Origin of the sequence: Pantoea sp. Nvir (genome assembly GCF_009829915.1) — a bacterium.
GTDB lineage: Bacteria > Pseudomonadota > Gammaproteobacteria > Enterobacterales > Enterobacteriaceae > Pantoea.
This window is the reverse complement of record NZ_SZZW01000002.1, coordinates 1-18,600: the sequence shown is the minus strand read 5'-3', so window position 1 is coordinate 18,600 and position 18,600 is coordinate 1. Positions and strand designations below refer to the sequence as shown.

Below are 18,600 nucleotides of genomic sequence, written 5' to 3'. Positions count from 1 at the left end.
ATTCCAATTTTTTGTACCCTTGTAATTCTTCATACAAAATAAAGATATAGCCTTTGAGGTACTCTGCTTCGTATGCAGTGGCCCTTTCCTATACGGAGAGCCAGCTGTTTAATTTGAATTTGATGCATCAGTGAATAGCGCCGATACGACCAAGGCGAATCCTTGCCAGCCACTGATCTTCCTGCTTGTCAAGGCTCATCCAAATAGCGACCGCCTTGCCGACTAAATTACGCTCTGATACAAAACCCCAATATCGGCTGTCATAACTGTTATCACGGTTATCGCCCATCATAAAATATTGCCCCTGTGGTACGATCCAACTAGCCTGCTGCTGTCCAGGCTGCTGATAATACGCGCTGGCCTGGCTCTGTGCTTTGTCCACCAATAAAATTTCGTGTGTTACATTACCTATTGTCTCTCTACGGATGTCAAGACGCAGTCCACCTTGCTTATTTTCGCCTTGTGTTACTTTATAAAAACTATTTTTATCAGAGCTACTGAATATCTGAATAAAGCTGCTTGGCTCAATGTGAGTATAGATAATTGGCAGTGCTACACCGGCGCCTCCTTGAACTGTAGCGCCATTTGGAGTAACGGTTAGCATCTTGTTATAAGGATTGTAGACTATTTTATCGCCAGGCAGACCAATAATCCGCTTAATATAATCGAGGCTCGGATCCTTGGGATATTTGAAAACAGCAACATCCCCGCGCTGAGGATAACCAGTTGAGATTAACTTTGTTTGTGTAATAGGATTTTTAATCCCGTAAGAGAATTTATCCACTAAAATAAAGTCGCCAATGAGCAAAGTCGGCATCATAGATCCTGACGGTATCTGAAAAGGCTCATAGAGAAATGAGCGCACGATAAACACTATGGATAGCACTGGGAAAAACGATGCAACGGTCTCTAACCACCAACCTATCTGACCACTGGCTTTACTTGAACCTTTTTTACTATTAAAGATATTAAAGCGATCGACACACCAGATAACGCCAGTAGCCAGTGTGGTTATCCCTAAAAAGAGGGCAAACATATTAACCATTGGTACTCCTTATTTGCTGTCCTTACCGACATGCAGAATGGCAAGGAAGGCCTCCTGCGGCAGTTCAACGCTACCTACTTGCTTCATGCGCTTCTTTCCTGCCTTCTGCTTCTTTAATAATTTTTTCTTACGGCTGACGTCACCACCGTAACATTTAGCGAGTACATTTTTACGCAGTTGTTTGACGGTTGATCGAGCAATAACGTGGTTGCCAATAACCGCTTGAATTGCAATATCGAACTGTTGACGTGGGATCAAATCTTTCATTTTTTCTACTAGGCAGCGGCTACGATACTGAGAATGGTCGCGATGAGTGACCAAAGCAAGTGCGTCGACGCGTTCTGAATTGATTAGCACGTCAATACGCACCATATCAGCACTTTGAAAACATTTGAAATTGTAATCAAGAGAGGCATAGCCGTGTGATGTTGATTTCAGTCGATCAAAAAAATCAAGGACCACTTCCGCCATTGGAATATTATAAGTCAGAGTCACCTGTTTACCGTGGTAGACTATACCAGTCTGAACACCACGTTTCTCGACACAAAGCGTAATAACATTGCCGAGGTACTCCTGTGGCACAAGTATATGACATTCGGCGATGGGTTCACGTAACGCTTTAATATTATGTGTTACCGGCAGTTTTGATGGGCTGTCGACATAAATAATTTCGCCACCAGTAGTCGCCACTTCATACACCACGTTCGGTGCCGTTTTGATCAGCTCGAGATCATATTCACGTTCCAGACGTTCCTGTATAATTTCCATATGTAGTAAGCCAAGGAAACCACAGCGGAAGCCAAAGCCGAGTACAGTAGAGCTTTCAGGCTCGTAAAAAAGCGAAGCGTCATTGAGACTTAGCTTAGCAAGTGCGTCACGGAAGGCTTCATAATCATCAGAGCTGACTGGGAAGAGTCCGGCATAAACTTGCGGCTTTACTTTTTTGAAGCCTGGTAGAGCTTTCTTAGCCGGATTGCGCACTAAGGTCAAAGTATCTCCCACCGGTGCTCCGAGAATATCTTTAATAGCACATACCAACCAGCCTACCTCGCCGCAGTATAGTTTAGCGCAGTCAACCTGCATCAGAGCAAAAATACCTAAACGATCAACATGGTAGACCTGACCAGTGCTCATTACTTTGATTTTATCTCCTTTTTGCAAGGTACCATTTTTTACACGAATCAGCAATACTACTCCCACGTAGTTATCAAACCAGGAATCAATTATCAGTGCCTGCAGCGGTGCGTCTGGTTTTCCCTTCGGATGCGGAATATCACGTACTAAACGTTCCAGCACGTCGTGTACACCTATGCCAGTTTTCGCTGAGCAACGCACTGCATCAGTAGCGCTAATGCCTATGATATCTTCAATCTCCCGAGCCACACGCTCAGGATCTGCGGCTGGTAGATCAATTTTATTGAGTATTGGTACAACTTCTAGATCCATCTCAATCGCGGTATAGCAGGTTGCTAAGGTCTGCGCTTCTACACCTTGTCCCGCATCTATCACAAGCAGGGCGCCTTCGCAAGCTGCTAGAGAACGGGATACTTCATATGAGAAGTCGACGTGCCCTGGAGTGTCAATAAAATTAAGCTGGTAAGTTTTGCCATCTTGCGCTTTGTAAGCCAACGTAACGCTCTGTGCCTTAATGGTAATCCCGCGTTCGCGTTCTAGGTCCATAGAATCGAGCATCTGTGCCGACATCTCGCGATCGGGCACGCCTCCACAAATTTGGATCAAACGATCTGAGAGCGTCGATTTGCCATGATCTATATGGGCAATGATAGAGAAATTTCTTATATGGTTCATTTATATGAATAATCTTCACTTAGAAAATAATTAAAAACCTGAGCACAAGAAAATTTTTCAAGATCGTTTTTTAAACTGCGATCCTATAAAGATTATTATCAATAGCTCATTGTACACTCTTAAAGTCACGTATATAACGTATATAAAGAACGGAAAGTTGCAGAACCACAATAATTTTGATAAGTTACAAACTGTAAAAGGCCACTTGTGTCGTGCGCTGGCAAAAGATTAGTTTTCCTTTTCCACTCGTAGAACATCAGATGGAAAAACAACCCTCAGAATAATCGGTTGGAAAGCTGCGAGATTACCTACTTTCAGGGATATACTTTTAGCAATTATAAAGCCACCACTGCCACCGAGCAATGCACCGTATACCGCTGCCATATCGCTGTGAAACAGCGACTGTGAAAGACCGGCTAGTAGGAGCAGCCCTAACAGCGGCATAACATAGACCAACAGCGTTGCTCCTATCAAACTGTTCTCTTTAGTTCCTAGCTCAATACGCTGACCAGGTTTCAGAGGCATTGAACTAACGATTGTCACGGCGTGCGTGTCTTTAGACCCCAGATTGTTAAGAGTATAGCCACCACAAGCGTGGTACGCCGAGCAACCGTTACAAGCAGTTTTCGCTCCCATATGTACTGTAGCAATGCCATTATGCCATGCCACTACTGTGGCCCACTCTTTTATCATCAGTTGTGACCTTAAATAAACACATACCCACAATGTAACTAGTTAATATGGCAAGAAAAATTCACTTCACAGTATTTTTTCACTATGTTAGTTTAAAAATTTTATCATGCAAAAGCATAAATACATAGTTTTTGTATACTAGAATTATAAGGGGATTATATGAAGTGACCGATGATAAACTATTGATATTAACAGGCTTAATCATTACACCTATTCAATTAGCAGCGATTTATCAGTTTATCAAAAGTGCTTCATAATTGCTATTTAATATCTAATGATTAATTTTGAGAATGTCTGTTTTTGTTGGATGCGTTGAATTATTTTCGAATTGTAGGGGACTGGAATACAGAGACGCTACAGTTCATAAGTCTGCAGTATTGCGGTACAGCAATAGCTTTATGTATCTGCTGCTGAAGCTCACTATTGGCTTCCGATAAATCGGATAATGCATCTAAACTAGCCTGTGAGACTTTATTCATCATTGTTAACGCATTATTAAACACCACCGAATCAGATCGCTTAGCGGAACCGCCACTCGGGCGGTTGTAATGCACGCGAAAAATTATTATTAGGAACATACATTCAGTAATGCCAAGCAGAGCCAGTGGAGTTAACCAATGAGGTTGACACTAAAAAGGCATTTTTCAATACTGTCGTGTTCGTACTGAACATTGGGAGCAAACATGGTAATACTACTAATCTCTGATTGCTAATCGAGTGCTGCTGCGATGCGTGTAGAGATATCAAATCAAGCAACTTGACTATACATCACCACTAATGGTGTTAATAGTGTCGCGAGTAAGATGATAGATCCTCCAGCGTTGTAAGAGTTCCGTATCATGAAAGATAGCTAACAAAAGGGTATCGTCGAACACTTCAGCATCCATTAAGCGGATAATTTTTCTTTCTGCATTCCTTAGTACCCTTCGAATAGTCGCCTTTATCACTTAGTAGCCTCTACTATTATTGAAGTTGTATAAAAGATTGAACTTTATGATCAATAGCTTCCCGTGCACGGAATATACGCGAACGCACTGTACCGACCGGGCAACCCATAATAGCAGCAATCTCTTCGTAACTTAGTCCGTCCAACTCCCTGAGTATAACCGCTATGCGTAAATCTTCAGGAAGTGTCTCAATGCTATGAAAGACAATTTGCTTCAACTCATCTGACAATATTAAGTTCTCAGGGTTCGAAATTTCTTTTAGCGCATTTGCACCATCTAACTTTTCCGCATCAATCGTATCTACATCACTAGGTGGTGGACGACGTCCTTGAGCGACTAAATAATTTTTTGCAGTATTTACTACTATACGGTAAAGCCAAGTGTAGAATGAGCTGTCGCCTCGGAAAAATTCCAGCGCTCGATATGCTTTAAGAAAGGATTCTTGAACAACATCAGGGACATCTCTCGAAGGGACATAACGAGCAACCAAATTTGCTACTTTATTCTGGTAACGAATTACCAGTAAATTAAATGAATTCTTATTTCCTTTCTGCACTCGTTCTACGAGAATCTGATCCGTTAACTGCTCACCCATCCGAGGTAAATGTCTCCCTAAATTTTTTAAAAAATTAGTAAAGGAGCTGCCAGCACGTCTTTATGATTTTGAGCGAACAACGCACCTGGAGTCTGATAGTGCAGAAAAAACTTACTTCACGTCCTGATTAGAACAGATCACAAAACTATAGTTTGTTTTCCATTTTCAATAACAGTGTAATCCATGCTGGAGTTATTACCGCAGAATCGCGGGTACAGTACCCTATAAAGAAGTTAATTCAACTTTAAAATTATTTAAAACCAATTTTTTATACAAAAAAACTAGATTTGCTAATCGAGAATTATTCACAGTTTTATTTACATTTCACCACTTTTTCTTTCTCTGAACCTCAATAGATGATCATTAAAATCCTTCACAGGTCTTCCTTAAAAATTTATTCTCCTTCCACCCTATACTTTATTTAATAAATGAAATTATGACATCTTTTATCTCCCCAGATTATCAGTGTGATGTTTTAATTATTGGCAGCGGTGCGGCGGGTCTATCACTGGCTTTGCGGTTAGCAACGCATCATGACGTTATTGTACTGAGCAAAACTCAAGTTCATGAAGGGTCTACCTTCTATGCACAAGGAGGTATTGCTGCTGTATTCGATGAAACTGATAATGTTGAATCACATGTGAACGATACACTGAAAGTCGGTGCAGGGTTATGCGAGTATGATGTAGTCTCTTTTGTAGCCAGTAATGCACGTCACTGCGTGCAATGGCTTATCGACCGTGGCGTCGCTTTTGACCGAGACCCAAGAAATAAAGAGAATCTGTGCTATCATCTGACACGCGAAAGCGGCCATAGCCACCGGCGCATTTTACACAGCGCTGATGCCACAGGTCGCGCCATCGAGACTACTCTGGTTAACCAAGCTTTGAATAATGCGGGTATTCATATAATTGAGCATGTGAATGCGATTGATTTAATTCTGTCTGATAGCTTAGGCTTAAGCGGCCCACGACGTGTGACTGGTGCTTGGATCTGGAACGAAAATCTTAAACGGGTGGAAACCTGCAGTGCCCGCGCGGTAGTGTTAGCAACTGGCGGGGCAGCAAAAGTATATCAGTACACTACTAACCCAGACGTTGCATCAGGTGATGGAATTGCCATGGCTTGGCGTGTCGGCTGTCGCGTAGCTAATTTAGAGTTTAATCAGTTTCATCCTACCTCACTATTTCATCCTAACGCACGCAACTTTCTTTTGACAGAGGCCTTACGTGGTGAAGGTGCATGGCTATTACGGCCAGACGGCACACGTTTTATGCATGAATTTGATGTACGCGCCGAACTGGCTCCACGGGATATTGTGGCACGTGTCATTGATCATGAGATGAAGCGACTTAATATTGATTACCTTTATCTAGATATCAGCCATCAACCACCGGCATTAGTGCATACCCACTTCCCAACCATCTATGAAAAGCTACTATTTTTTGGTTTTGATCTGACACGAGATCGCATTCCCATCGTGCCGGCAGCACACTATACTTGTGGTGGGGTAATGGTAGATACGCACGGACGTACAGACGTCGACGGGCTCTATGCAATCGGTGAAGTAAGCTACACTGGGTTACATGGTGCTAACCGCATGGCATCAAATTCGCTGTTGGAGTGCATAGTTTACGGTTGGTCAGCTTCCGAAGATCTGATCCAAGTATTGCCATACATAAAAGCAGTTAACGCATTACCAATATGGAATGAAGGCTGCTTTGAGGATGCAGATCAGTGCACATTGATCCAGGAAAATTGGCACGAATTACGACCTCTTATGTGGGACTGTGTCGGTATTGTGCGGACCACGCAGCAACTGGAGCGCGCATTATGCAGTATCAATCTGCTACAGCAGAAGATCGATGATTACTACTCCACATCTCGTATCTCAAATAACCTGCTAGAACAGCGAAATTTAACTCAAGTAGCAGGACTGATGGTGCGATGCGCGCAGGCACGCAAGGAAAGCCGCGGACTGCATTTTATTCGCGACTATCCTGGTAGTCTTTCTGAGGCACAGCCAACGATATTAATACCACCATCTTATATAAAGAGGTAAAATATACTAGAAGAAACGCCAAACAGTACTTGATCTACTGAGCTAACTTAGTGGTGAGAGCAATTTTTTTTCTTGACGGGAGTATATTAGTGATCGTCTACATCGATATGCATGCGCATTGCTATCATTACTAGTGACTAGTGTGGGTAGATATTGTGTTTATAATATAGATATAGTTAGTGCCTAACTTAGGGTAACCTAAGAATACTACGAACGTATTTTATCAAATAGAACTCTATGTCATCCTGCTCGTTATACCAATAGGAGCAATGTAGGTTGCGTTAGCCTAGGAGTAATCTCAATGACGGGAATTACTGTTATTATCATCGCCACATATAAAAAATCTAAACGCTGTGTATTTTAGCTTCTGATGACTACTCATGAACTAGTAATTAACAGTATTCATAAGTAACTTACACTCTTACCAATTACGCTAACTGGAAAATAAAGTAAAGTAATAAAAGATTGTTACGAACGGCCACTAAATTATTTAGTAGTATTGGAAGTCTTATCAGCCGTTATCAAAATAAAATACTAGAAGAAATATTAGCTAACTTCACATGTGTTGAGCTAAAAATAAGTTTCTGGCATAGTCGATAAAGCTCCTTATATCACATGCTGCCTATGTATGTATTTAAGCACATATATCTGTACTTATTTAATAGTTACATAGCTATAGAATCGGCATCAGTGCCAACTTTCTGGAAGGGAAAATAGTGAAATTAAACGTAATTAATAAAGTTGCTACTTATTGATGCACTAAATTTAGTAATGCGTATAAAGAGCACTACAGATACACAAAATATATAATATCTACGTAAAATCTTAACGGAAAAATTTTGCAGTAACACTAAAAATATTGGCAAGTTATTCAAGGATTGATGTGACAACTAATAATAAATAATTTAGGTTTATATAAAATTGTCTTATTAAGCTAATTAATTTTTTACTCTGTAAAAAACTTGTTAACACCCTCCACAAAATCCCAAATACTAAGGTGTATAATGTTTTCGATCCAGCGCGGCGAACCGTTAATTTAACGGGACTAACTTAAAGGGAGAAAACTATGACGGATAAACTGACTTGGCACGATGTGCTGGCTGAAGAAAAAGAAAAACCCTACTTCATTAAATTGCTAAAGCTCGTGGCTAATGCACGAGCTACTGGCATGGTGGTGTATCCACAGCAAAAGGATGTCTTTAATGCATTTCGCCTGACTGAATTAGGCGAAATCAAGGTCGTAATACTTGGACAAGACCCCTATCACGGCCCAAATCAAGCACATGGCTTAGCATTCTCTGTTTTGCCAGGAGTGCCCATTCCACCTTCCTTACAAAATGTGTACAAAGAGCTGGAACAGGAATTTCCCAATTTTAAACGACCGCAGCATGGTTTTCTAGAAAGCTGGACGAGACAAGGTGTGTTACTACTAAATACAGTTCTGACCGTTGAAGCAGGTAAAGCGAATTCTCATGCACACTTTGGTTGGGATAATTTCACCGATGAAGTTCTCGCTGCTATCAATAAGCATCGAGAAGGAATTATATTTTTGCTATGGGGATCTCGTGCTCAAAAGAAAGGTAGTATTATAGATTTTAAGCGTCATCACATATTGAAAGCAACTCATCCGTCGCCTCTCTCAGCACATCGTGGTTTTTTTGGCTGTGGACATTTCGCGCATGCTAATGCACTACTTATTAAGTCTGGACAAATTCCAATTAATTGGATACCTCAATTAATGAGTTAATGAGCAGAAAATCAGATAGCAGCGTCATGCACTGCTATCTGATTTTCTCTTGTTAAGAGAAATTTAACTTTTAGCCTTTGAGACTACAACCATAGCCGGGCGTAGCAAGCGCCCATTCAAAGTATAACCGCGTTGCATTACCATCATCACATGATTTGGCTCATTTTCACCCGATTCTATGACGGACATTGCCTGATGAATTTTCGGATTAAACGGTACGTTAGTTTCTCCAACAACCTCGACGCCGAATTTACGTACAGCATCGAGCAACGATTTAAGGGTAAGTTCAATCCCTTCAACCATCGACACCAAAGCTGAATTTTCTTTATCTGAGACTTCTAAAGCACGCTCAAGACTATCAATCACTGGCAGTAATTCATTAGAGAACCTTTCTAAAGCAAATTTATGCGCCTTTTCAATATCCATTTCAGTTCGACGACGAATATTTTCGATTTCCGCCTGTGCGCGTAGTTGGGCATCACGCATATCCGACTGAGATTGTTTTAGCTCAGCTTCCAGTTGAATAATATGCTCATCACGCGGGTCCACCTCAGCCGTTGTCTCCGTTTCCTGATATTGATGATGTTCCTGTTGAATTTCGTCTGAGACTCGCTCGTTCAGGGTATTGTGTTCTTGAGTGCTCATGAATTTCTCCGCGTTTTATTGCACATTCATCTCGTTAGTCCGCTTATTATGGGGATCAGTTTAAAGGTTTCAAGAGAACTAATAATATTCCCCTTTTGGTTTCGCTTACGAGGAAACATCCATCACAATGAACAAACATTTCAACTGTATTGGTATTATAGGCCATCCGCGTGGCTCTACTACTACTCTCACTACACATGAGATACTCTGGCGCTGGCTAACATCCAGTGGTTATCAAGTTATTCTTGAAAAACAGATAGCTGAAAAACTCAACCTCCACGATGTGCAAACCGGCACACTGGAAGAAATTGGACAACAGGCCGACCTTGCCGTAGTGGTTGGTGGCGATGGTAACATGCTAGGAGCAGCGCGTGTACTAGCACATTATGATATTAAAGTGATCGGTATTAACCGCGGCAATCTAGGTTTTCTCACTGATCTTGATCCAGACAATGCGCAGCAGCAACTCAATGATGTTCTGCAAGGACATTATTTCATTGAAAGCCGTTTTTTACTGGAAGCGCAAGTCTATAAAAAAGCATGTAAGTCTCGCACTGGTCTTGCCATCAACGAGGTAGTATTACATCCTGGTAAAGTAGCACATATGATTGAATTCGAAGTATACATAGATGAGATTTTTGCTTTTTCGCAACGTTCTGATGGGCTTATTATCTCTACTCCAACTGGCTCCACAGCTTATTCTTTATCGGCTGGTGGTCCTATTCTAACACCATCACTTGACGCCATCGCAATAGTTCCCATGTTTCCACATACACTCTCAGCACGTCCGCTAGTGATCAATAGCAGCAGTACTATTCTGTTAAGGTTTTCTTCGGGGTGCAGTAATTTAGAGGTTAATTGCGACAGTCAAATTATCCTTCCTATTCAGGAAGAGGAAAATGTATTAATTCGTCGCAGTAACAAATACCTTAACTTAGTTCATCCAAAAAAATACATTTATTTTAATACTCTAAATTCTAAATTAGGGTGGTCGAAAAAATTATTTTAATATGCCCTCTTTATCAGGTAAACATGCATTCATACTACATGAAGTAACATGTACTTTTTTTTAGGTAGGTGACTCTATACTAGCGATCAGTGATTTTTTTAATGTTCATTGGATTTACTGTGATGTTCAACGCAGCATGTCAGAGAAAAACTGTAAAATCGGTGCCGATGAATCTATTGTTATAGACACTATTAACATATAGGCTATGCCTCGGCAATCGCGATGAAGTCAAGATGATACTGCATTCATGGCACTCACCGTACTGATCGCTATACTTATTTTAAGCTAAAATTTTTAGAATACTGCTGCTGGAAGAAAATTGGTTTTATTATACAATAATAATACAAATGCATATTTGCTACGATAAGTTACTAACATCAAAGGTCAGTTATGCGGTTTAATTAATCAATATCACCATAATATCGCTGTAGTAGATACGTGTTTCGATTAGCTACTAATTCAAAAGCACGCTCTTTTTAAGAAGCAATAGGGGATATATTAGTTTGTAACAGCGAAACATCAAATAGCATAGAATGCTGTAAAATACATGTCAAATGGTAAGAATATTATATATCGTAATACTGGACTAAATGATAAACAGCGTACTACATATGCTAAAAAGGGGTAAAATCTACCTCAGTGAAACACACGATGAACTGAGTCATTAAGTTGACTGTCTCAATCTTGTTCGCCTTAATGAACGGAGTCTGGAACAAACTATATCGAATTAGTGAGTTCATAAGCGACCATATCGCGATAGAAAGACTTACAGATATATATCAGCAATTTTTGGCAAAAACAAATTAGTTATTATTTCAGTAGGAAAATAATAAAGAGAGCCTACAGACGCTAGTGATAAAGCACCATCAGACAGCACTTTTAGAGCTTGGGCAATCATTATGCATTATTCATTTTCAATGTCACATGCTTGTTTTAATGTTGCATTAATGAGTAAGTAAATTACCTGATAAGAAAAGGATTCAGTCATAAGTGGTAAAATTTTCGTGTATTGCTTTACCTATTAGAGTTTTACTTATTAAAAATAAAACTTGGTATTAGTGCTCTTAACAGTTACAGCTGCTGTTATTAGCTTCCTTTGTTTATTAGCTAGATGAATAGACGCAGGGAATTTATGTAACACAGTGACCGCAAATAGCTAGTTGTACCCGTTATATTTTTAGTAAAAAACCCTATGATACGATGGCTAAACTTATAAAAGGAAGCTAGAAAAGTATACGAGTTTTTGGAGGTAGTAGGCGGTTCTGCTAGAGAGTAATAATGAAGTTTCTTACAATCTCCTTCATAAAGGAATTTTCCACTATGGTTATGAGCCTTTAATTTTTTTCTGGATCTGTTATCCTGAAAAAATGGTATAGGCGCAGAGTTTGAAACTCAATCTTACAAAAAAAATTAAGAAAGGACGTTTTATTCCAAAAAAGGAATGCAAAGATGCGTCGTAACATATTGAACGCCACAGCAATTTTGTTATTAATGATAACCACTGGATGCTCGTTCCTTGAACGAGTGGGTTACCATATAGATATTAACCAAGGTAACTATTTGATTGCTGATGAGGTAGCTAAAATCCATAATGGTATGACAGAGCAGCAGGTCGCCTATGTGCTCGGGATGCCAATGATGCGCGACCCATTTGGTGGCAACGTGTGGTATTATGTGTTCCGTCGAGAACCAGGTCATAAAAGTGTTAAACAGCAGACTCTAACGCTAACCTTCGACAGTAACGGCCTGTTAAGTAAAATTCACAATCAAGATTATATAAAAATTGATGAATCACCTAACACCTAAAGAAGTAAGGTAGTCTTTTATATTCTGTATATTCTTTTTAGGTACCATCCTTTCTTATTGTTGCACGCTTAGCACGTTGCCGACGTAGCTCGTTTGGATCAGCAGTCAACGGACGATATATTTCCACTCGATCGCCCTCCTGCAGCTTATGATCTAGCCTCACTAGTTGGCTGAAGATGCCAACTTTATTACAATTGAGATTGATATATCGGCAAAGATCAAGTATGTTCGAAGCTTGAATAGCTTGCTCGACGGTGCTATGAGCTTCCAACATCACTACTTCCCGATACTGCTTTTTCGGCAACGCAAAAACCACTTCAACTGCAATCTTAGGCACTTGAAACCTCTTTGGCACGTTGAGTAAATGTTTTAAGCAGACTAGAGCTAATTTTTTTTAAAATACCATCAAATGCTATTTTTACTAGCATATTCATGCACTCAAATTCAACACTTCATTAAAACTTATAGTTATTATTGTCCGACAAGATGAACTGCCATCTACGATTGAGTTTACGGAAAGAGCCGTCGACTAGTTGTATGTGGATGTGCTGGTTATTAGTAAGTTTGTTGCGCATACTAGAATTTTTATACTTATGCCTGCTTTAGATATCTCTACGGATGCAGTTATTTACCTTTTAGTTAACTGCAGTACACATCTATTTGTACAATACGGCAAACCCTGTGAATAGTAATCCATATTATTGATTAGTTGGTACAGTATCTGCGAGCTGAACCGCACCAGATTATAACGGCTAATCAAAGCTGTAGTAGCTCCTTTTCCATCATAGAACAATTATGATTTATGATTTTAGCATTTTCAACGACTAAAAAACGTTTCTACCTTATGTGTATTACTGTGTGCTAAGATGACAACCTTTTAGTACTCGTCCTGGAAAATGGGTGCAATAGTTACTTTAATGATGTGTAATTCTTATTACTATGACAAATAAAAGAGTACATAAACCCAGTTCTTTTACTGCTACGCTCAACAAACGCGCCCGTTATGAATATTTCATTGAAGAAGAATTTGAAGCGGGATTAGTGCTACAAGGATGGGAAGTCAAATCGATTCGTGCTGGTAAAGCTAACATTAATGACAGTTATATTCTTTTACGTAATGGAGAAGCATATCTATTTGGATCTACTTTTCATCCGTTAGCTATGGCCTCCATACATATCATTTACGATCCGACACGTAATCGCAAGTTATTGCTTAATCAGAGAGAGCTGAGCTCGCTCTACGGCCGCATTAACCGTGAGGGTTACACCATAGTTGCACTTTCTCTCTACTGGAAAAATGCTTGGTGTAAGCTAAAAATCGGCATTGCGCGTGGTAAGAAAGAGCACGATAAACGCGCTAATATTAAAGAACGGGAGTGGAAACTTGATAAGGAACGTATCATAAAAAATTGTAATCGTTAATTGCTAGATTGTTTTAAAAATTTTTGCTACTCTAGACAAGAGTGTAGGGGGGCTGATTATGGATTCGACGAAATTTACAAAACCCAAAGTGCATGCCGAGGTACGGTAGGCCTCGCTAAAAAACCGTAAAAAATAGTTGCAAACGAAGAAAACTACGCACTAGCAGCTTGATAAACTGCTTAGAGCCCTCTCTCCCTAGCCTCTGCTCTTAGGACGGGGATTAAGAGAGGTCAGAATCAAAAGAGATCGCGTCCGATGCCCTGCCTGGGGTTGAAGCGTTAAAATTAATCAGGCTAGTTTGTCAGTGGCGTGTCCGTCCGCTGTTGGCGAACAAATATAAAGACTGGAATAAGCATGTAGTACTGAGGATGTAGTGATTTCGGACGCGGGTTCGATTCCCGCCAGCTCCATTAATATATCGACGGGGGATAGGATATATTTAGTTAATAATAAGAATATATATAGTGAGGAACAGGACTTTTTTTGTATCTAGACTCTATCTTATTATTTTATCTAGATCGTGATGGTATGTCTTTTTTTAAAAGAAAAAACTATATAGAGAATCCTATGTAGGCTAGGACCCAGTAGGTTTTTACTTAATTGTATACTGTAAATATCAGTAAATAGTATTTATATACTATCTTCTAATTATATTAATTAATCTAACTTATTATCATTTAATAATAAGTAATTACATTTTTTGCTCAATAAAAAATAGCGATGTATCTGATTGACGTGATCCAGAATAGGAATAAATTTAAATCTATTTAACTGCTGTATGTACATTAAGAGGAGGATGTGACAAATTACAAGTAAGTAAATGAATATTACTTACGTACCCGTTGTATTAAGTGCAGTTTCATTTAATAAAAGGCATATCTACCCGTGATACTAAATAATTTTTAGCTCATTGCTAAATAAGTGATATTTATTTACTACCAACTACTTACTAGTTATCCAATCTTATTTTTAGATCTGTTAAAGTTATCTTGGTAAAGATGTAAGTATTTATAAGTACTATAGATATTATTTAGACAGCAAGCTGCATATGAAGTTTTCTTTTTGTTTGAAATCTTGTAAGCTGCTTAATAAGCAGTAGGTATCTACTTATCTCCATTAGATCTAGGTAGATATATTCGAGATTTTGTTTGTTTTTATAAACATATAACATCGTGCAAAACTTATTAATTCTTAAGGATGAACTTAAGAATGATGATTAGGGTACGTGCCATTAAAAGGAGCTAGCTACTAGCTGGATCATAATATCAGTATGGTATTCCCCGTGGTTTAAAAAAACTAAGATAATGACGGGATGATACTATATATTTATTGATATTTTATCATAAGTATCTGAAAAGTACCATAAAGGTGGTGTATAGCAAAAATTGCTAGACAGTGGTAACTGGATATATGTTATATAAGCATAACAAGGGGGGGGTAGTCGAATTCCTATTGAAGAAAACTCTTCGAAGGTTTTAGTCTTATACTGTGCTCGGTTAATAAAATAAAAGGCTTTTAAGCCGAACTTGCCAAACGTAGATTACCAATGCTAATATATACAGAGTATATCCCAACTCATTTTAACTAAATGAAATGATAAGTTATTGGCGTACTTCTGACCTATTTTGCTGATAGGTTAGGCCTATACTGCTATTTGATTCAAACTTCTCTAGAAGAGAAGTTCGCAGTCATAGAGACCTTCATGCTCCTACTTAACACTAATACTCTCTTTGCCGGCATCTTAACTTTTAAGATATACCTTTTATGGCTATAGGTAATAACCATAGTGTAGTCTGTACATAATCATCAATTCTTTCAGAGATCTCTACCACTGCATGAGATGCTAATATTACCATATTATTTACTAGTAGACTATTTACTTTGAAATGCACAAAACTGCGTATAATACTGTTTAAGGTTTACGTGGTGCTAAGATTTTCTAGTGCCAGTACAGAACTGTCGCATTTGAGAAAATATAACCAATCGCTGATGTCAATACTATTGTTTTTTAATTAAAAAAAGCAGACGCCATCGTGATTTTCTGTGTTAAATAATTTTACTAATTCTGTACCATTTACTATATGATGAGATTTATAATGCACTGTGAGCCATCGTATCACGAAACTATAACGTGACGCACACTGCATAAACCAGACTCAAAAATCGTTTTTGATTGGTAATCAAATAATGCGCACGACAATAATTTTTACCGTAACTAAGCATCTCTTTCCGATACTGACGACGGATAAATTTCTAAAGGATTACTAAAGTAATCTTAGTTTGTACGTACTGTCTTGACGTATTTAATATATTGATATAAGGTAAAATAAAATCATTATTGCTTACTTTAAAGCAGATATTTTCTTGATGAATTGTGGTGGTGACTAAAGGTAAATATGAATTTCTTCTGACATGACGGATTATACTATACTTTATTTTTACCTAAAATTAGGATCGGGAACATTTCTTATTTTTATCTAGAAGAGAGATAACCTTACATTTTAAATTCATCTTACATTTATTCCCTCCTACATTGAAAATACGAAGATAAAATTACTTAATGCATTATAGGACTAAACTTACATTAAATGATTAAACTTATAAAACAATCTATTTTGTATGCTACTTGCAACTCTTCTTCTCGTAGTCATGGAAATCATTGACTTCAATGACACCTTTAACCCCTCTATACTAATTAATGTTAAAAGATAAGTAATTATTCTTTTTCTGCGCTATCTCTACTGGAAGATAAACCACTGTTACATGATTTTACTAATTCTATAACAAATAAATCTATAACAAATAAATCTTTAGTGTGCTTATTGAATGACGACAGTCAGTCAAGTGACAGCAAAATCATCTGCATAAAGTTATGTGATTTCCGATGCCGAATTTGCTTCACTAGTATGGGCTAATCAAAGAAGGGCGCATAAAACAGTAACTGTTGGTGAATATGATTTTTACTATATACACAATGACTACCTGAAACAGCTGAACTATATCACCATATATCAGAGGAGTAGTGATTCATCTAGTGTAGTACACATAATGCATAAGCTAAATTTTGCGTAGAAGTTCAGTTCGATGAAAACATCATCTACTCGTAATTTACTCTCAAAATATTAGCGTAATAAAGAAAAGTAAAAAGACCCAACTAAATTAAGTTGATGTCATCATTAACTATGATAATTTATTCTTTAATGATCCAATACCTTGAAATATTAAAAGAGAAAAATTGTACTAAATGTTATCTAAATTTAAACACAATAAGCATCAAAAATATCTTGCACAATTGCCGAAATTGGCACAGTCCGTTGCAGATATGTCCACGCTGTACTCACCAGCCGAATTTCGTTGTACGCTTCTAAAAAAAATTGCAGCTGCACGATATCGTATATGCATCGTCGCTCTTTATATGGAAAATGATGATGCCGGACGTCTGGTAATGGATGCACTGTATACGGCAAAGCGCATTCGCCCGACACTAGATATTAGCATTTTAGTGGACTGGCATAGGGCTCAAAGAGGACGAATTGGTGCGACACACAGCATTACTAATGCCGACTGGTACTGCGAGATTGCAATGCAGCATACGGATATCAATATTCCAGTTTATGGCATTCCAGTAAACACACGCGAAGTACTCGGTGTACTGCACCTTAAAGGTTTTATTATTGACGATACACTTATATATAGCGGAGCTAATATCAATAATGTTTATTTACATCAACACGATAAATATCGTTATGATCGCTACCAGCTTATTCGTAATTTACAGCTAGTTGATACCATGTATGAGTGGATTAATATAAATTTCAAACAGTCAAAAGCTGTGAATCGTCTTGATCAGATAGAGCGTTCTTCTGCTTCTCAGGTTAAAAATGTAACTCGTCAATTCCGGCAGACACTACGTAGGTTTAATTATCAATTTGTTGGCAACGGTCATAATGGAGAACTTACGGTCACACCGTTGGTTGGCCTAGGCAAGCATAATCTACTGAATAAAACTATTTTTCATTTGATGCCGTGCACTGAAAAAAAACTGACGATCTGTACTCCTTATTTTAATTTACCAGCTATCCTGGTGCGTAGAATTATCCATCTCTTACGTAAAGGCAAAGAAGTGGAGATAATTGTAGGAGATAAGACTACAAATGATTTCTATATTCCACCAGACAAACCTTTTAAGGTTATAGGCACGCTTCCTTATTTGTATGAAATAAATTTACGCCGTTTCCTCAGTCGCCTGCAATATTATGTAGATAATAAACAGTTGGCAGTGCGCATATGGAAGGATGGTGACAACAGTTATCACCTTAAAGGTATCTGGGTGGACAAAGAATGGACACTCATTACGGGTAATAATCTTAATTTACGCGCTTGGTATCTTGATCTAGAGAATGCGGTTTTAATCCACGATCCACTTCAACAACTAGCAGAGCAACGCGAAAAAGAATTGATGTTAATTCGTAACCATACTCAAGTGATGAAAAATTTTGGTGAACTGGAAAGTATCGCCGATTATCCAGTTAAGGTGCGTAAATTAATCCGCCGAATGCGCCGTATTCGTGTTGACCGTCTTATTAGTCGAATTGTCTGATACTTTATTACTATACACTAGCATACTGAGCAGTAGTAGGTGCATCAAATTAACACAACAGAAGAATGGGAAAAGATAAAAACCTACCTTCAAAGGCGCACTGCCTGTCATGCCAGGGATCAGTGCAAGGTTTTCAAGACCGTTAATTCCTTTCTTCAATGTCCATTCAACTAGCATATGCCAGTTTTCCCCAGCGCCTACGTGAAGTTTCCAGGCTTTG

14 protein-coding genes, 1 other RNA gene and 1 pseudogene are annotated in these 18,600 nt (G+C 38.6%); 7 read left to right on the top strand and 9 right to left on the bottom strand.

Annotated features, from left to right (window positions below; genetic code table 11):
• Positions 1–127: 127 nt before the first annotated feature.
• The 6 genes from lepB to rpoE all read right to left on the bottom strand — a co-directional run bounded on the left by lepB (position 128) and on the right by rpoE (position 5,089).
• Positions 128–1,045 carry a signal peptidase I gene (gene lepB, locus FD729_RS01995; RefSeq protein ID WP_159931626.1) on the bottom strand — a complete coding sequence of 306 codons (918 nt, stop codon included), beginning with the start codon at positions 1,043–1,045 and terminating at the stop codon, positions 128–130.
• A gap of 9 nt (positions 1,046–1,054) precedes the next feature.
• Positions 1,055–2,854: a translation elongation factor 4 gene (lepA, locus tag FD729_RS01990; protein WP_159931625.1), complete on the bottom strand. Its 1,800-nt coding sequence runs from the start codon at positions 2,852–2,854 to the stop codon at positions 1,055–1,057.
• 228 nt (positions 2,855–3,082) lie between these two features.
• Positions 3,083–3,547, bottom strand: a complete 465-nt coding sequence (gene rseC / locus FD729_RS01985; RefSeq protein WP_159931624.1) for a SoxR-reducing system protein RseC — start codon at positions 3,545–3,547, stop codon at positions 3,083–3,085.
• 317 nt (positions 3,548–3,864) lie between these two features.
• Positions 3,865–4,125, bottom strand: a complete 261-nt coding sequence (locus FD729_RS01980; protein WP_159931623.1) for a hypothetical protein — start codon at positions 4,123–4,125, stop codon at positions 3,865–3,867.
• A gap of 183 nt (positions 4,126–4,308) precedes the next feature.
• The gene (locus tag FD729_RS05375) at positions 4,309–4,434 is read right to left on the bottom strand and encodes an RseA family anti-sigma factor (protein ID WP_370461862.1); all 126 of its coding nucleotides are present in this window, start codon (positions 4,432–4,434) and stop codon (positions 4,309–4,311) included.
• A 76-nt stretch (positions 4,435–4,510) separates the two neighbouring features.
• Positions 4,511–5,089: an RNA polymerase sigma factor RpoE gene (rpoE, locus tag FD729_RS01970; protein WP_159931621.1), complete on the bottom strand. Its 579-nt coding sequence runs from the start codon at positions 5,087–5,089 to the stop codon at positions 4,511–4,513.
• 436 nt (positions 5,090–5,525) lie between these two features.
• On the opposite strand from rpoE, the gene nadB reads away from it, so the two are divergent.
• On the top strand, positions 5,526–7,151 hold the full coding sequence (gene nadB / locus FD729_RS01965) for an L-aspartate oxidase (protein WP_159931620.1): 1,626 nt from the start codon (positions 5,526–5,528) through the stop codon (positions 7,149–7,151).
• 1,066 nt (positions 7,152–8,217) lie between these two features.
• Entirely contained in the window at positions 8,218–8,898 is a 681-nt protein-coding gene (gene ung, locus FD729_RS01960) for a uracil-DNA glycosylase (RefSeq protein ID WP_159931619.1), read from the top strand.
• 63 nt (positions 8,899–8,961) lie between these two features.
• Here ung and grpE read toward each other — a convergent pair whose 3' ends face one another.
• Positions 8,962–9,543 carry a nucleotide exchange factor GrpE gene (gene grpE, locus FD729_RS01955; RefSeq protein WP_159931618.1) on the bottom strand — a complete coding sequence of 194 codons (582 nt, stop codon included), beginning with the start codon at positions 9,541–9,543 and terminating at the stop codon, positions 8,962–8,964.
• A 127-nt stretch (positions 9,544–9,670) separates the two neighbouring features.
• Here grpE and nadK point away from each other — a divergent pair, with 127 nt between their 5' ends.
• Both nadK and bamE read left to right on the top strand, forming a co-directional pair.
• Entirely contained in the window at positions 9,671–10,552 is an 882-nt protein-coding gene (gene nadK / locus FD729_RS01950; RefSeq protein ID WP_159931617.1) for an NAD(+) kinase, read from the top strand.
• Between the two features lie 1,449 nt (positions 10,553–12,001).
• Complete coding sequence (gene bamE, locus FD729_RS01945; RefSeq protein WP_159931616.1) at positions 12,002–12,358, top strand: outer membrane protein assembly factor BamE; 357 nt, start codon at positions 12,002–12,004, stop codon at positions 12,356–12,358.
• Between the two features lie 37 nt (positions 12,359–12,395).
• Here the strand turns inward: bamE and FD729_RS01940 are convergent, their stop codons facing one another.
• A complete protein-coding gene (locus FD729_RS01940; RefSeq protein ID WP_159931615.1) occupies positions 12,396–12,695 on the bottom strand; it encodes an RnfH family protein in 300 nt (99 codons plus the stop codon).
• Between the two features lie 602 nt (positions 12,696–13,297).
• Here FD729_RS01940 and smpB point away from each other — a divergent pair.
• The 3 genes from smpB (at position 13,298) to pssA (ending at position 18,380) form a co-directional block, all read left to right on the top strand.
• Complete coding sequence (gene smpB / locus FD729_RS01935) at positions 13,298–13,780, top strand: SsrA-binding protein SmpB (RefSeq protein WP_159931614.1); 483 nt, start codon at positions 13,298–13,300, stop codon at positions 13,778–13,780.
• Between the two features lie 48 nt (positions 13,781–13,828).
• Positions 13,829–14,193, top strand: a transfer-messenger RNA (tmRNA) gene (ssrA, locus tag FD729_RS01930).
• 2,831 nt (positions 14,194–17,024) lie between these two features.
• Positions 17,025–18,380, top strand: a complete 1,356-nt coding sequence (gene pssA / locus FD729_RS01925) for a CDP-diacylglycerol--serine O-phosphatidyltransferase (RefSeq protein ID WP_159931613.1) — start codon at positions 17,025–17,027, stop codon at positions 18,378–18,380.
• A gap of 75 nt (positions 18,381–18,455) precedes the next feature.
• Here pssA and FD729_RS01920 read toward each other — a convergent pair.
• Positions 18,456–18,600, bottom strand: a pseudogene (locus FD729_RS01920) (UDP-N-acetylenolpyruvoylglucosamine reductase); the annotation flags it as partial.

What these genes read in the sequence shown, in the direction of transcription:
- rpoE (WP_159931621.1), bottom strand. Translation starts at nt 5,089, where the DNA reads ATGGGTGAGCAGTTAACGGATCAGATTCTCGTAGAACGAGTGCAGAAA.
- FD729_RS05375 (WP_370461862.1), bottom strand. Translation starts at nt 4,434, where the DNA reads ATGGATGCTGAAGTGTTCGACGATACCCTTTTGTTAGCTATCTTTCAT.
- nadK (WP_159931617.1), top strand. Translation starts at nt 9,671, where the DNA reads ATGAACAAACATTTCAACTGTATTGGTATTATAGGCCATCCGCGTGGC.
- ung (WP_159931619.1), top strand. Translation starts at nt 8,218, where the DNA reads ATGACGGATAAACTGACTTGGCACGATGTGCTGGCTGAAGAAAAAGAA.
- grpE (WP_159931618.1), bottom strand. Translation starts at nt 9,543, where the DNA reads ATGAGCACTCAAGAACACAATACCCTGAACGAGCGAGTCTCAGACGAA.
- lepB (WP_159931626.1), bottom strand. Translation starts at nt 1,045, where the DNA reads ATGGTTAATATGTTTGCCCTCTTTTTAGGGATAACCACACTGGCTACT.
- pssA (WP_159931613.1), top strand. Translation starts at nt 17,025, where the DNA reads ATGTTATCTAAATTTAAACACAATAAGCATCAAAAATATCTTGCACAA.
- smpB (WP_159931614.1), top strand. Translation starts at nt 13,298, where the DNA reads ATGACAAATAAAAGAGTACATAAACCCAGTTCTTTTACTGCTACGCTC.
- lepA (WP_159931625.1), bottom strand. Translation starts at nt 2,854, where the DNA reads ATGAACCATATAAGAAATTTCTCTATCATTGCCCATATAGATCATGGC.
- rseC (WP_159931624.1), bottom strand. Translation starts at nt 3,547, where the DNA reads ATGATAAAAGAGTGGGCCACAGTAGTGGCATGGCATAATGGCATTGCT.
- FD729_RS01980 (WP_159931623.1), bottom strand. Translation starts at nt 4,125, where the DNA reads ATGTTCCTAATAATAATTTTTCGCGTGCATTACAACCGCCCGAGTGGC.
- nadB (WP_159931620.1), top strand. Translation starts at nt 5,526, where the DNA reads ATGACATCTTTTATCTCCCCAGATTATCAGTGTGATGTTTTAATTATT.
- bamE (WP_159931616.1), top strand. Translation starts at nt 12,002, where the DNA reads ATGCGTCGTAACATATTGAACGCCACAGCAATTTTGTTATTAATGATA.